Raw genomic sequence first — 14126 nt, 5'->3', positions numbered from 1 at the left:
TGTCCTCCTCGTCGAGTTCGATCAGAGAGGGCTTCGGCGAACTGTTTGGCCCACTCGGCCACGGGTCCGTCCGCCGGGAGGAAGAGGTAGATCTTCCGGACGGGTTCGACGGCCTCCCAGCTCCCCGACCACCCGACGGGCAGGTGGAAGCCCTCGCCGGCATGGACCAGCGTCTCCTCGCCCGTGCTCGCGTCGGTGATCTTCGCGATGCCCTCGAGAACGAACGCCGCCTCGGCCGCCGGGATGTTCTCGTAGGTGAAACCGTGGTGATCACATGACCATGCCGCGATCGTGCCGGGACTGACCCCGTCGCCCGCGAGTATGGAGATCTTCATCGTGTTGTCGCCGACCCGGGTACAGAAATCGGGGAGTTCCTCCATCACCTCCCACTCCAGGCCGTCGAAGGTGTCCAGGGAGAACTTCTGAAGGACCGCGGCAGCGGACGCGAGCGTGTCGGACATGATGATTCCTCTCGGGTGGATCGAGCTGCCCGCGGGTCGCGGGCAGGTGAGATCGGATCGGTTTTCAGGACAGGACGATCGGCAGTTTTCGGTAGCGCCGGGCGAAATCGTTGTGCGCCACGGTGGGTTCCTCGGCCAACTCGATCCGCTCGTACCGTTCGGCCAGCACGGCGAAGACAGTCGTTGCCTCGGCACGCGAGATGATCTGTCCCGCACAGGAATGCGGCCCCAGACCGAACGACAGGTTGCGGCTGGCCGCAGGCGGGCGGGTGTGGTCGAAGACATCCGGGTCATCGAAGACCTCGGGGTCGCGATTGGCCGCACCGATCATGAAGCGGATGGGCGATCCGGCCTCGATGAGCACACCGCCGATCTCCACGTCCTCGGTAGGAAACCGCAGGAAAGACAGTTGTGGCGGGTCCATCCGGACCATCTCGTTGATGATCGCCGCACGTGCTGACTCGTCGTTGCGGAATGCGGTGAAAACCTCGGGCCGACGAGCGAACAGTTCGATACCCGAGGCGATCAGGTACCCGATGGCCATGTGCCCCACGGCATAGAACACCAGAATCGTGGCGATAGCCTCGCTCTCGGTGATCTCCCCGGCGCGGGCGGCGTCGAGCAACGAATCGGCCAGGCCGTCGCCCGGGTTCACCCGCTTGTCCTCGAGCATCTCGGCGACGCGCGCACTCAGATAGCCGAAAGCGACTGCAGCCCGGTCGACATCGCCGTCCGCGGGCTCCGCGCTTTGCATCAGCATCGCCTCGAACATCGCCTCCATCACGGCGTCGGCATCGTCTTCGGGTAGTTGTAGGACGCGTGCCATCGTGACGTGGGTGGGGACGACGGCGAGGTCGCGCCTGGCCTCGATCACCTGACCGGCCTCGACACCGTCGAGCAGGTCGCCGACCAGCTCACGGGTGGTCCTGACCCAGCCGTCCACCAGTTTCGGCGTGAACCACTTGTCGGTCTGCCGGCGCAACACGGTGTGATGCGGGGGATCCGAACCCAGCGCGGTGTCGCTCGCGACCGCCCAGGGCCCGGCGTCGGCCCATCCGGGTTCGACGCTCATGATGGGCAGTTTCGCGAAATGACTCACGTCGGCGTACCGGGACACCAGGTAGGTGCCGTCCTCCAGCTTGTGCACCGGATGGTCCTGTTGCAGTCGCCTATACCAGGGATAGGGGTTGTTCCTGAATTCGGGATCCGACCACGGCACGAGCTCGCGATCGATGGACGCAGCGGTCATCTCATGTCCTCCTCGTCGAGTTCGATCAGAGAGGGCTTCGGCGAACTGTTTGGCCCACTCGGCCACGGGTCCGTCCGCCGGCTGGAAGGACGCGGCATCGTGCCGGCCCGTTGCGCCGACCTGTGTCGCTCCTGCGTCTGTCACCGCACCGACGAGGATGTCGATCGCGTTGTTGTAGGTGTCGTAGGTGCTGTCGCCGAGGCCGAAGGCCCCGAACCGCAGACCCGTGAGGTCAGGCTCGGCCGCCTTCATCGCATCGAAGAAGGGCTGGGTCGTCGCCGGCAGTTCACCCTCTCCGTAGGTGGAGGTGACGAGCACGACCGTGCCGGAGGCGGCCAGATCTGCGACGTCGAAGTCCTCCATCCCCACCACGGTGGCCTCGATATCGAATTCCCCCAGGGCAGAAGCGATGTCGTCGGCGACCATCTCGGCGTTGCCGGTCTCGGTTCCGAACAGGACAGTTACGTCGGTCATGATTCTCCACACTCCATCTCGGGTGTTCGGGTGATTCTCGGGTTCACTGCAGGCCTGCCGTCTCAGCAGACCGATTCGGCCGGCACGGTGCGGGCCAACGCCAGCATCGCGTCGACCTCGCGGACCTTCTGCCGGATGCGGCCGGGCGAGGCCGAGGCGACCTCCGCCTCGTCGATCCGCATCCAGCCGTCGAAATCGACGGTCCGGTCGATCACTTCGTAAGGGATTGCCACCAGACCCGGACGGGCCGGATGGTGACCGGCATGATCGCGGCGGATTCGGGCCGCCAACGCCCGGGCACGGGCCCGCATCTCGGGAAGCGCTCCGGTGGAACTGTGCAGCCACCCGGTGCGGTACAGGCCCGGAGCAAGAAAATCCTCTCCCGGATCGGCGTCGCGGTACAGCGTCAGGTCGAGGTCGTCGTTTACGGCCGACTCGAAACCGATTGCGGTGATGACGGTGTCGCACGCGAGAGTCGTGGTGTGCACGCCGGTGCGCACCTTGACGGCCTCCGCGCGGTCGGTGCCGATCACCTCGACCGGGGTCGATCCGAAGTGGAACACCACCGTCGTGGCCGGTGCCGCCGGGCTCTCGCGTTCGACGACGTGGGCCAGGGCCGCACTCCGCGGGTCGGAGGACTCTGCCGTGGCGAGCACCCCCGCATCGGCGAGGCGGAACTCCGTCGACGCCAGGTGCGCCAGTTCACGCATCATCACCGGGTCGAACTTGGCGTCGGTGGGCGTGGAGCGCACCACCACGTCGATCCGCCGTGGGCCCTCCGATCTCAGTCTCCCGAGGGTGTCCGGGTGCAGATCGGAACCGGTGAATTCGTCGGGCTGCTTCGACAGCAGCCGGATGATGTCCATGGCGACGTTGCCGCCGCCCACCAGGACCACCCTCCGGCCCACCGTCGGCAGGTCGCCGGCGGCGGGATGGTCGTTGACGCATCGGGTGAAGCGCCCGGACCCCACGATGCCGGGCAGGTCATCGCCCGGGATGCCGAGACGGCGGTCTCCGCTGAGGCCCGTCGCGAGGACCACGACGTCGAACGCGGCTCGCAGGTCCTCGATCGACAGGTTCCGGCCGAGCTCGATGTTGCCGACGAAGCGAGTCCGATCGTCGAATACCCGCGAGAGTTGCCGGATCACGTTCTTCGTGCCCTGATGGTCGGGAGCCACGCCGTAGCGAAGGAGCCCGAACGGGGTGGGTAGCCGGTCGAAGACGGTGACCTCCACCTCCGGCCACTGCTTGCGGAGTTGCTGTGCGGTGAAACAACCCGACGGTCCCGCGCCGACCACCGCCACGCGCGGTGCCACGTCCACTTCACTCATGATGTCCATCCAAATACTCTATTGTTAGAGTTCTTCGCGCACGATGTAACGATCCGATGACCACCTGCTCAGGTGGTCGTGCAGCCGACCGTGCCGGTAGCGCAGCCTGGGCAGATCGACGACGGTCACGAATCCCGGGTCGGCGTCGAGCACGTCGGGGATACGGTTCACCAATTGGGTGCAGGTGGTGGCCATCGTCGGCGGGGTGCCGTTGGACATCACCAGATCGGGTTCGCCGTGGATCGTCCATTCGTTGACATCGCTGTCGTCGGGGCCGTACAGCCGGCCGGACATCCGGAAGACGAAGACCGGGCCCTCTTCCGTGCGGATCTCGTCGATGTCGGTGAAGCCGATGCACTTTCCCGGCGGGACGTCGATCCCCAGGGCAGCACAGTGCAGAGTCTCGTGTGCCAGTTCGGGTTCGGTGCGCGTCAGGATCTGCTTGGGCGTCAGCCCCGCTCCGGCGACCAGCGCATCGAGAGCGATCCGGCCGAATGTGGGCGGACGCACGGCTTCTCGGCACCAGGCGTCGAACTCCTCGATCGTCGCGCCGACCTGCTGCAGCTCGGCCAGTTCCGGGCCGTACTCGTCGACGTTCCACGAACTCGTCCCGGTGACCGAGTCGATGCGGTGTGCCGTGCCCATCAGCTGGGCGACCGCGTTCACCCAGAAGCTGTCCTGGAAACCCCCGCCCGTGATGGTCACGCCATGCTCCTTGGCGAGTGCATCGAGTTCCGCGGTCAGTTCGGGCGCGGTGTTCCAGGGATAGAGCGCTTCCTCGGACAGCGTGATCACGTTGACCCCGTGCGACAGTGCGATACGGAAGTGCTCCGCGGCGTCCACGAGATAGCTGGTGATCGCGACGACCGCGATGTCGGGACTCGTCCGCGTGAACACCTCGTGCGGGTCGTCGCTGATCGACACTCCGAGTCGACGGTCGAGTCCGGTGACCTCGCCGAGGTCCTTGCCCACCTTGTCCGGACTGCGCGAGATGGCGCCTACGATCTCGACGTCCTTGTCGAGCAGATAGCGGGTGATCACGGAGTTCATCGCTCCGACGCCGTACACGACAGCTCTGATGTTCGTCATGGTCGCTACTCCCCGGTCTTCTTCGGAATCGCGTCGGCATACGGCGCGTCACTCTTTCCGTGGACCGGATGGACGGTCATGTAGAGCAGGCCGAGTACCAGGACGGTCACGCCGGACAGCAGCACGATGTAGTTGTCGTACCAAGGGGTTCCGGGGTTGCGCGGCCAGGCCATGTTGATCATCGCGACGATGCCGTAGGCGAGGGCTGCGATGTTGACGGGCAGCCCCCACTTGCCGAGCGAGTACGCCCCCGCCGGGACCCACCCCTTCAGACGTGCCCGCAGCGCGGCGAGGACGACCATCTGGAAGGCGATGTAGATACCGAGCGCAGAGAAGTTCAGGATCTTCGAGAAGGCGTCCTCGCTGAATTTCGACAGCAGCAGCACGAGGCACGGCACCGCGCCGGCGAGCAGGAGTGCGAAGGGCGGAACCGCGCGTTTGGCATCGAACTTCTTGAGATGGCGCGCACCGATGATCATGTCGTCGCGGCTGTAGGCGTAGGCGAGCCGGCTGGCGGCGGCCTGCAGGCTGATCACACAGGAGAGGAAGGAGATCAGGATGACGACCAGGATGATCTTCATGCCGAAGTCGCCGAAGGCGTCGGTCAGCAGGGTGGTCACCGGATCGGTGTCCTCGCCCGAGATGATCGCGCCGATGTCGGAGACCGACAGGATGAGCGCCAGACAGACGAATGTGGCTGCGGCACCGCCGATGTAGATGGTCCGGCGCATCGCCTTGGGGATCTGTCGTCCCGGGTTGGGCACCTCTTCGGCGACGTCACCGCACGCCTCGAAGCCGTAGTACTGGAACAGACCGATCAGTGCGGCGGCCGCGAAGCCGGAGACGTAGTTGCCCTCGGAGGCGCCGAACGAGTCGAAGAGGGCACTCAGATCGACCTGCCGGTGTGTGGCGATCAGATACACGCCGACCACGAGGGCGCCGATCAGCTCGGCGGCGAAACCGAAGACGGCCGCCGCCGAGACCACCCTGGTGCCGAGGAAGTTGATGGCGGTCGCGATGGCGACCATCACCACACCACACAGGGCGATGGTCCAGGCGGTCGCCTCGTAGCCGAAGAGCGACGCGATGAACGGCCCCGATCCGTAGGCGACCGAACCGATGGTGACGAGCAGCGCGATCAGATACACCCAGCCCGTCATCCACGCGTACTTCCGGCCCCAGAGTCGGCGTGTCCACGGATACACGCCCCCCGCGACCGGGAACTGGGCGACGACCTCGCTGAAGATCAGCGCCACCAGGAACTGCCCGAGGCCCACGATGACGAGGCTCCAGATCATCGGCGGGCCGGCCTGTGCCATCGCATAGGCGAAGACCGTGTAGATCCCGACGACGGGCGACAGGTAGGTGAAGCCGAGGGCGAAGTTCGCCCACGGACTCATCTCCCGTTTGAATTCGGACGTATAACCGAGTTCGGCCAGCATCTGGGCGTCCCGGTCCGGGACCCCCTCGTCTGTCGGATACACATTCGTCGTGGCCATGCCTGAATCTCCTGACGCCAAACGGATTTCGCCAAATACTACAAACATAGGGTTTTTTGACGCCAGGCCGGAACGCAGAATTAACAATGGTCATGTTCCGGTAACCATCGGGCGGACGGCTCCGGTTCGACCCTGAGGTGAGCGGTGTGCGGACAGGGTCAGCGGCTGCGGACCCAGGACACTCAGCGGGTCCGGACTCCCGCCACCGCAGCGGTGACCTGGTCCAGAAATGTGCGGATCGTGGTCAGTTCGTCGTCGGAGAAACCGTCGGCCACCGCGATCACCTGGTCGATCAACGGCCCGAAGAAGGTCCAGCCCATCTCCTGGGCCGCGTCGGTGACGTGCAGCGCAACCCGGCGACGATCCGAGTCGTCGCGCCTGCGGTCCACCAGACCCTTCGATTCCAGTCGATCGATGAGCGCGGTGGTCGACGCACTGTTGAGTCCGAGATGCCCCGCCAGCCACCCAGGAGAGGCGACGGCGCCGGCCCGATCCCGGTCCAGAAGAGCGATCAGGGCACGTACATCGGTGGCGTGCAACCCGTTTCGGGCGGCGAAGCCGGCCCCGAAGACATCGAGTTCGACGGTCAGCGAACGCAGCCGGTGCACCAGATCGTCGTTCGTCACGAGTTCACCGTACGCGACTTCGCTCGATGATCTAGTCTCTCGATAATCGAGATACCCCGACGGAGGTTCGTGCCATGGTCCGCCCGACACTCGACGTCTTCGCCGCCACGCCGCAGGGCATCGCGTTTTTCGACGCCTACGACGCGCTCCTCGCACGCTCGGGAGGGCATCCGATCGATGTCGAGACGGCGCACGGCATCACCCGGGTCACGATCATCGGGCCGCGCCCGGACACCCCCGACGCCGTGCCCCTCGACGCCGTGCCGCTGGTCCTTTTGCCGGGCGGCGGAGCCACGTCGATGTCGTATGTGAACGTCATGGAACACCTGGCGACCGGTCGCCACGTCATCGCCGTCGACCTCCTCGGCGACGCCGGACGGTCCCGTCCCGGCGCTGCGAGCCCACGAGCTCCCGCCGAGCTATTCGACTGGCTCGCAGCCGTTCTCGACCGGATCCCCGACGCAATCAGCAGCGCCCACATCGCCGTCCATCCCGCGGCCACCGACACGGTCGACGTCGTCGGCCACTCGTACGGCGCGATGATCGCGCTGGGCTTCGCGACCGGGCAACACGGTGCTCGCGTACGCAACCTGGCACTGCTCGACCCGACATCGTGTTTCGCAGGACTCCGTATCGCCTATCTGCAGCACGCCATCCCGACGCTCATCGCGCCCACTCCCCCGCGTCTGCGACGGTTTCTCTCGTGGGAGACACGTGGGACCGACCCGGAACCGCTGTGGACCCAGATGTATTGCGCAGGAGCCGGTTTCCCGAAGACTCGGACGATCGTACCGAAGCGGCCCCGACGGGCCGCGCTCTCTCGACTCACCGACCCATCCCGGGTCACGGCGATCCTCGCCCCGCAGAGTCGGGCACATGACACCGCCGAGGTGGCCCGTCGGATCCGCAGCACCTTGCCCACGGCGCGCGTCGTGACGCTGAGCACCGGGACCCACCACACGCTGCCGCTAGGTCCGTCGAACGAGATCGTCGACGCGCTGCTGGGCGCGATCGAGAAACCCGCCGTATGAACGGATCTCGTATGTGCCGCGCGCGAACGGTTCAGTGTGTTGCGAGACCGGGCGCGGGCCAGGACGCCGGCCAGGACACCCGCGGTTCGCTCACCTCCCGGATGGCGGTGCGTCGGCGGTGATGAACCGCACCGTCGGTGACGATCAGTTCGACGCCGCGGTCGAGCCGGGCGCCGAGCCTGCGGGGCGTCCACCCCGGCCGCGGACCGTCGGACCCGATGAACACCGCGCCGGCGCCGACGCGCGCCGCGACCCGCTGGAGCACCGGGACCGGGCTGCCGTGTTCGCTCGTCGTGGTGACCAGCCGCGCACCATGCCACTTCGCGAGCTCTGCGGCGGTCCGCAGATGCTCGCCGACCGAGGCCTGCCCGGTCAGGAGGTACGCCTCGTCCTTGAGGGCGTCGTGCAGGTCGGTGGGCGGCTCGGGGCGTCGAGACGGCCGCGTCGCACAGATCAGCACGAGCGTCCGGGAGTCGCCGACGGTACGGACGGCGAGTTTCACTGCCCGCAGGGAGGCCTCGGTGCCATTGCAGCCGACCACCACCGGGCGCGGGGGATCCAGATCCGGGAGCAGCTGATCGCCGGCGAGCTTTTGCCATCGAGAATCATGTCGGGTGAGCAGAGCCATTGTCTTGTCCTCTCGCGCCCTGTGGAGTGATCGCGGCGGATTACCGCTGCTCACAACGCTAGGAAGATCGGCCGTATCGATCGCCATCCCGGGGATTGAGGTTGCCTCCACCCGTGGGTGGAGGGCCGGATCCACCGCGAGGAGGAGGTTCTGCCCACGCGTGGAACTATGGTTGAACCGTGACGCACTTCACCGCCGGTGTCGGCTCGGGATTGCGCCGCCGAATCGAGCGGGCCGGCGGCGACTATCCCCCGCTCTACCCGGCGGTCATCCTGTCGGCCAGCGTGGTCGTGACAGTCATCTCGGTCGCCCAGCGGTACCCGTTCGACCGAATCGGCTGGCTGATCCCAGCGGTGGCGTTCGCCGTCGTCACGCTCACCCTCGACCTCACCCTGCCGCCGACGTCGTATGCGTGTTTCGGGGTCATCACCAGCACCGTCTGCTTCCTGATGATCCCCACGCCGTCCGACGCCGCCCCACTCCAGCTCGTACTGATGACGGCCATCGGCGCCGCCATGTACCCGCTGCGGGTGGGGCTCGTCGTCGGCGCCGTCTGCATCGCGGTGATCGTCGCGTTCGGTGCGGTCGGACACCTCGAAGCACCCGCGCTGTACGGGCTGGGTGTGGCCTGCGGCTGGTTGATCGGGTACATGGTCCTCATCCAGAAGCGACTGGCCGACAACCAGGCCCGTGTCCTGCGAGCTCGCGCGGATCGGGCGGCCAGCGACGAACGCCGACGCATCGCCCGCGAGATCCATGACGTGATTGCCCATTCGCTGTCCATCACGATGCTCAACGTGACCGGTGCTCGGCGCGCACTCGAGCAGGACCGTGACATCGACGAGGCGGTGGACGCCCTCGCCGATGCTGAACGTCAGGGTCGCCAGGCGATGAGCGAGATCCGTTCGATCGTGCACGTGCTGGGAGCCCAGACCGGGCAGTCGGAATCCACCTCCCCGCCGCCGACCGGCAATGACCTCGACCAACTCGTCGATGACTATCGCAAGGCCGGAGTCGACATCGACTATTCCGTTGCCGGCGACATGGACTCGCTGACCGACCCGGTCGGCGCCGCGGTCTATCGCATCGCTCAGGAGTCGTTGGCCAACGTCGTGAAGCATTCGACCGGGAAGCGGGCGCGGCTCGCGGTGACAGTCGGTGAGAGCGTCTCCATCGAGATCGACAATCCCGCTCCGTGCGGTCGTAGACCGACCTGCGACGGAACCGGAATAGACGGAATGACTCAGCGTGCCGCTCTGCTCGGCGGCACCCTCGAGACCTTCCACGCCGACGACACGTGGTCGGTGCGGGCCGCCCTGCCCGCTCGCACCACAAGCGAGGGGATTCGGTCGAAGGGGGTGAGCGTGTGACATCGCTCGGGCCGACCGACGCCGGCACCGAACAGATCCGGGTACTCCTGGTCGACGATCAGGAGCTGATCCGTACCGGGCTCCGGCGGATTCTCCGCGTCCGTGACGGTTTCGACATCGTCGGCGAATGTGCCGACGGTTCCGAGGTACTGGCCGGGATCGCCGAACATCGGCCCGACATCGTCGTCATGGATCTGCGGATGCGCAACATCGACGGCATCACCGCCACGACGATGGTGCAGTCTCTCCGCGAACCGCCACCGGTGCTGGTACTGACCACTTTCGACGACGACGTATTGCTCTCCCGGGTGCTCCGGGCAGGCGCGGCGGGCTTCATCCTGAAGGACTCCCCCGCCGAGGCGTTGATCTGGGCGGTTCGCGCCGTGGTGCGTGACGGCGCCTTCCTCGATCCCGCGGTGACCGAACGGGTGCTACAGGGCTTCCGACGGGCAGGACGCGAACAGGTGCCTGTCGCACCGGAGCTCACCGACCGCGAATCCGATGTTCTCCGGTTGATCGCACGCGGCCAGACCAACACCGAGATCGCTTCGACGCTGGGCATCTCGTCGGTGACGGTGAAAAGCCATGTGAACCATATCTTCACCAAACTCGATCTGCGGGATCGTGCTGCTGCGATCGTCTACGCCTTTGATCACGGGTTGGTCGTCGCCGAATACGACTGAACGGAAACGACTTCGACCTCAGTCGATGAGGTGCACGTCCACGCCATCAGCGAAGCGATACGGTCCGGCCGTCAACAGACCGCCGAAACGCTTGCGCAGGCGCGACATCTCGGCCCGCACCGTGACCGTGCGGTCGTCGACGCCGAAGAGGTGGGCAGACATCTGCGCCGCGGTCACGCCGCCGCGGTGTCGTGCGAGGTGGGTGAGTATCTCGCCGTGCCGCGGGGAACACTGATGTGTCCATCCGCCGCTCGCGCCCTCGACGGTGACGGCGACCTGCGCGCCGCCGGAGCCGGAGGTGACCGTCTGCAAGCTGACCCGCGTCGTTGACGGGTCCGCGGCATCGGTGACACGCACCAACCAGCCGCCCGGCAGTGCCTCCACTTGGCACTCTCCCAAAGCCGAGACGAAGAGCCGACCGGGCCCGACGCCGCGCGGCAGGAGTAGCCGCGACCTTGGGGTCAACGTGTCCACCGCAGCCACCCAGCCGTCGACATCGACCGCCATCGCCGGCCCCGGCGAGCGGGCCAGGATCGGGGCCGCCACTGCGCGCAGTGAGTCCAGACGTCGGTGATGTCGTTCGCGCAGTTGCGACTCGGCCAGCCGGGCGACCGCATGTACGAGCGCCAGGGTGGTCGGGTGGATCGTCGCGGCCGGGCCGCTGACGTCGACGACACCGAGGACGGCACCCGTCCTCGGATCCTTGATCGGTGCACCGGTACACGTCCACGAATGATGGCTCCGGACGAAGTGCTCGGCGGAGAAGACCTGGATCGGCCTGCCCGACATCAGTGCGGTACCGATGGCGTTGGTGCCCACCGAGCGTTCCGCCCAGTCGGCGCCCTCGACGAACCCCAGGTGATCGGCGCGGCTCAGGACCCTCGACGACCCGCTCCGCCACAGCACACGACCGCCGGCATCCGCGATCACGAGGATGTTGTCGCCGTCGGCGATCAACGACTCCAACCCGCGCGCCAACTCGTCGATGACCTCGACCAGCCCCGACTCCCGGCGACGCTCCTCGAGCTCGTCGAACTCCAGTGCGCGCTCAGCCATGCCGTCGGTGTCGGGGTCGAGGCCGGCCTCGCGGAGTCGTCGCCACGAGTCGTCGATCACGCTGCGCGGACGGGCGGGCATCCGCTCGCCGGACATCGCGGCGTGATGCACAGCGCTGAGCACATGGGCGAACTCACGAGGATCGTCACCGGCCTGTACAGCCGGCTCGAGGTCGGATACGGAATCGAAAGCGGTCATCGATCTCGATTGTGCGCCACATCACACGGTCCGGCAAAGCACGGGGCGCCCTCGCAACCCCGTGCAACCCTTGCCGCCCCACGCGGCCGGGGCGTCTCCTGTGGTCACCACATTGTGGTCCGCATCACCATCCGCGGACGCTCTGCACGAAGAAGGAGACCTTATGACCCAGACACTGGAGCCGACCCTCGGCATCGACAACTCCGCGCAACAGCGGATCGACACATGGCTGTCGGAGTTCGAGTCGGCACTCGCGGCGCTCGACGTCGGACGGGCGACGAGCGCTTTCCTGACCGACAGCTACTGGCGTGATCTCACGGCGTTCACCTGGAACATCAAGACGGTCGAGGGGCATGAGCAGATCGCCGACATGCTCACCGCTCGACTCGCCGAGACCCGCCCGTCCGGCTTCAGCACGACCGAACCGGCATCCGACGACGGAGACGGAGTGGTGTCGGCCTTCATCTCGTTCGAAACAGCCGTGGGACGGTGCGAGGGCCACCTTCGACTCCGACCCGATGCCGCCGACGGCCAGGACAAGGCCTGGACACTGCTCACGACGTTGCAGGAGCTCAAGGGCCACGAGGAGCCACGCGGCGCCGGACGCGTGCTGGGGGCGGTGCACGGCTCCGACCCGGACACCCGTTCGTGGGCGGAGAAGAAAGCCGACGAGGAGCGCGAACTCGGGCGAGGGTTACAGCCCTACGTCCTGGTCATCGGTGGTGGGCAGGGCGGCATCGCCCTCGGCGCGCGCCTCCGGCAACTCGGCGTGCCGTCGATCGTCGTCGACCGCCACGATCGACCGGGCGACCAGTGGCGAAAGCGCTACAAGTCGCTGTGCCTTCACGACCCGGTCTGGTACGACCACCTCCCCTACCTGCCGTTCCCCGACAATTGGCCGGTGTTCGCGCCGAAGGACAAGATCGGGGACTGGCTCGAGTTCTACACCAAGGTCATGGAGGTGCCGTACTGGAGCAGAACCACCTGCCTCTCGGCGACCTACGACGACAACTCGGCCCGCTGGACCGTCGAGATCGACCGTGACGGTGAGGCGAGGACGTTGCATCCCACGCAGCTCGTCCTGGCCACGGGAATGTCCGGCAAGCCCGCCATCCCCGAGGTGCCCGGGCAGGACATCTTCGCCGGGGAACAGCATCACTCCAGCGCCCACCCCGGTCCTGACGATTACATCGGCAAGAAAGTCGTCGTCATCGGCTCCAACAACTCGGCGCACGACATCTGTAAAGCCCTCGTCGACAACGGGGTCGACGCCACGATGGTCCAGCGGTCGTCCACCCACATCGTCAGATCCGACTCACTGCGCTCCATCGCTCTCGGCGACCTGTACAGCGAGGAGGCCGTCGCCGCCGGGATGACGACGAAGAAGGCCGACCTGACGTTCGCGTCGCTCCCCTACCGGATCATGCACGAGTTCCAGGTACCGGTGTACGACCGGATTCGCGAGCAGGACAAGGATTTCTACGATCGTCTCGAGGCGGCCGGCTTCCAGCTCGACTTCGGCGACGACGACTCGGGCCTGTTCATGAAGTACCTTCGACGCGGCTCCGGCTACTACATCGACGTGGGTGCAAGCGAGCTCATCGCCGACGGCACCATCAAGCTCGTGCACGGACAACTCGATCACCTCACCGAGACGTCGGTCGTCCTGGCCGACGGCACCGAGATACCTGCGGACGTCGTCGTGTACGCAACCGGCTTCGGCTCGATGAACGGCTGGGCCGCAGACCTCATGGGTCAGGAGGTCGCCGACCGAGTGGGCAAGGTGTGGGGACTGGGGTCGGAGACCACGAAAGACCCCGGGCCGTGGGAGGGCGAACAACGAAACATGTGGAAGCCGACGCAGCAGCCCGGTCTCTGGTTCCACGGCGGCAATCTGCACCAGTCGCGCCACTACTCGCTTTATCTGGCACTCCAGCTCAAAGCCCGATTCGAGGGAATCCCCACACCGGTTTACGGGCTCGCCGAGGTCAATCACCTGAGCTGAGAACGGAATCGATGGCCGAGTGGTGACGTGAGAAAGGCCCCGCAACCTGGGGTTGCGGGGCCTTTCTGAAATTGTGTTCGGCGGTGTCCTACTCTCCCACACTGGTTAGGGTGCAGTACCATCGGCGCTGGAGGGCTTAGCTTCCGGGTTCGGAATGGGGCCGGGCGTTTCCCCTCCGCTATGGCCGCCGTAACGTTGTGAAACAACACTCACACGAAGTGTGCGTGTGTTTATTTGTTCCTCAACCCTCCGCAACCACACGGGTTGTTGGGGGTTCACGGGGGCGTGCCCCCGTGTGGTGTGTTGTTTCAGAAGTGTCATAGTGGATGCGAACACACCAAAACATGAGTGTTTTGTGGTGTGTGGGTGTTGTTGGTAAGTCCTCGGCCGATTAGTACCAGTCACCTGAACACATTGCTGTGCGTA

The 14126-nt window shown here is 66.2% G+C and carries 12 protein-coding genes and 1 rRNA gene; 4 read left to right on the top strand and 9 right to left on the bottom strand.

The window, feature by feature from the left end:
• The 6 genes from BPODLACK_RS22425 to BPODLACK_RS22400 form a co-directional block, all read right to left on the bottom strand.
• Positions 1 to 461, bottom strand: a 461-nt coding sequence (locus tag BPODLACK_RS22425; RefSeq protein ID WP_159406275.1) for a cupin domain-containing protein, incomplete at its 3' end; no start/stop codon positions are given.
• 64 nt (positions 462 to 525) lie between these two features.
• Positions 526 to 2184 (bottom strand): cytochrome P450, encoded by a 1659-nt coding sequence (locus tag BPODLACK_RS22420; RefSeq protein ID WP_014924764.1) that lies wholly within the window; start codon positions 2182 to 2184, stop codon positions 526 to 528.
• Between the two features lie 62 nt (positions 2185 to 2246).
• On the bottom strand, positions 2247 to 3515 hold the full coding sequence (locus tag BPODLACK_RS22415; RefSeq protein WP_159406274.1) for an FAD-dependent oxidoreductase: 1269 nt from the start codon (positions 3513 to 3515) through the stop codon (positions 2247 to 2249).
• 24 nt (positions 3516 to 3539) lie between these two features.
• Entirely contained in the window at positions 3540 to 4604 is a 1065-nt protein-coding gene (locus BPODLACK_RS22410; RefSeq protein WP_100055159.1) for an NAD(P)H-dependent amine dehydrogenase family protein, read from the bottom strand.
• A gap of 5 nt (positions 4605 to 4609) precedes the next feature.
• A complete protein-coding gene (locus BPODLACK_RS22405) occupies positions 4610 to 6103 on the bottom strand; it encodes an APC family permease (RefSeq protein ID WP_100055158.1) in 1494 nt (497 codons plus the stop codon).
• A gap of 182 nt (positions 6104 to 6285) precedes the next feature.
• On the bottom strand, positions 6286 to 6729 hold the full coding sequence (locus tag BPODLACK_RS22400) for a MarR family winged helix-turn-helix transcriptional regulator (RefSeq protein WP_100055157.1): 444 nt from the start codon (positions 6727 to 6729) through the stop codon (positions 6286 to 6288).
• A 74-nt stretch (positions 6730 to 6803) separates the two neighbouring features.
• Here BPODLACK_RS22400 and BPODLACK_RS22395 point away from each other — a divergent pair, with 74 nt between their 5' ends.
• A complete protein-coding gene (locus BPODLACK_RS22395) occupies positions 6804 to 7760 on the top strand; it encodes an alpha/beta fold hydrolase (protein ID WP_100055156.1) in 957 nt (318 codons plus the stop codon).
• 31 nt (positions 7761 to 7791) lie between these two features.
• Here BPODLACK_RS22395 and BPODLACK_RS22390 read toward each other — a convergent pair whose 3' ends face one another.
• Positions 7792 to 8388, bottom strand: coding sequence for a universal stress protein (locus BPODLACK_RS22390; protein WP_100055155.1), 597 nt, complete (start codon positions 8386 to 8388; stop codon positions 7792 to 7794).
• 179 nt (positions 8389 to 8567) lie between these two features.
• Between BPODLACK_RS22390 and BPODLACK_RS22385 the strand changes: the two genes are divergently transcribed.
• Both BPODLACK_RS22385 and BPODLACK_RS22380 read left to right on the top strand, forming a co-directional pair.
• Positions 8568 to 9758 (top strand): sensor histidine kinase, encoded by a 1191-nt coding sequence (locus BPODLACK_RS22385; protein ID WP_100055154.1) that lies wholly within the window; start codon positions 8568 to 8570, stop codon positions 9756 to 9758.
• Entirely contained in the window at positions 9755 to 10441 is a 687-nt protein-coding gene (locus BPODLACK_RS22380) for a response regulator transcription factor (protein WP_100055153.1), read from the top strand. Before BPODLACK_RS22385 ends, BPODLACK_RS22380 begins: the two co-directional genes overlap by 4 nt.
• 18 nt (positions 10442 to 10459) lie before the next feature.
• Here BPODLACK_RS22380 and BPODLACK_RS22375 read toward each other — a convergent pair whose 3' ends face one another.
• Positions 10460 to 11695: a helix-turn-helix domain-containing protein gene (locus tag BPODLACK_RS22375; RefSeq protein WP_100055152.1), complete on the bottom strand. Its 1236-nt coding sequence runs from the start codon at positions 11693 to 11695 to the stop codon at positions 10460 to 10462.
• 163 nt (positions 11696 to 11858) lie between these two features.
• Between BPODLACK_RS22375 and BPODLACK_RS22370 the strand changes: the two genes are divergently transcribed.
• Entirely contained in the window at positions 11859 to 13700 is a 1842-nt protein-coding gene (locus tag BPODLACK_RS22370) for a flavin-containing monooxygenase (protein WP_100055151.1), read from the top strand.
• A gap of 75 nt (positions 13701 to 13775) precedes the next feature.
• On the opposite strand, the gene rrf is transcribed toward BPODLACK_RS22370, so the two are convergent.
• A 5S ribosomal RNA gene (gene rrf / locus BPODLACK_RS22365) occupies positions 13776 to 13892 on the bottom strand.
• Between the last annotated feature and the right edge of the window lie 234 nt (positions 13893 to 14126).

The organism is Gordonia sp. YY1 (genome assembly GCF_009872315.1).
In the GTDB taxonomy this organism is placed as follows: domain Bacteria; phylum Actinomycetota; class Actinomycetes; order Mycobacteriales; family Mycobacteriaceae; genus Gordonia; species Gordonia amicalis.
Note: the sequence above shows the minus strand (reverse complement) of the source record. Positions and strands in the feature narration are given on the sequence as shown.

Coding starts and splice junctions, on each gene's coding strand:
- BPODLACK_RS22390 (WP_100055155.1), bottom strand. CDS start 8,388: ATGGCTCTGCTCACCCGACATGATTCTCGATGGCAAAAGCTCGCCGGC.
- BPODLACK_RS22405 (WP_100055158.1), bottom strand. CDS start 6,103: ATGGCCACGACGAATGTGTATCCGACAGACGAGGGGGTCCCGGACCGG.
- BPODLACK_RS22415 (WP_159406274.1), bottom strand. CDS start 3,515: ATGAGTGAAGTGGACGTGGCACCGCGCGTGGCGGTGGTCGGCGCGGGA.
- BPODLACK_RS22395 (WP_100055156.1), top strand. CDS start 6,804: ATGGTCCGCCCGACACTCGACGTCTTCGCCGCCACGCCGCAGGGCATC.
- BPODLACK_RS22420 (WP_014924764.1), bottom strand. CDS start 2,184: ATGACCGACGTAACTGTCCTGTTCGGAACCGAGACCGGCAACGCCGAG.
- BPODLACK_RS22410 (WP_100055159.1), bottom strand. CDS start 4,604: ATGACGAACATCAGAGCTGTCGTGTACGGCGTCGGAGCGATGAACTCC.
- BPODLACK_RS22375 (WP_100055152.1), bottom strand. CDS start 11,695: ATGACCGCTTTCGATTCCGTATCCGACCTCGAGCCGGCTGTACAGGCC.
- BPODLACK_RS22370 (WP_100055151.1), top strand. CDS start 11,859: ATGACCCAGACACTGGAGCCGACCCTCGGCATCGACAACTCCGCGCAA.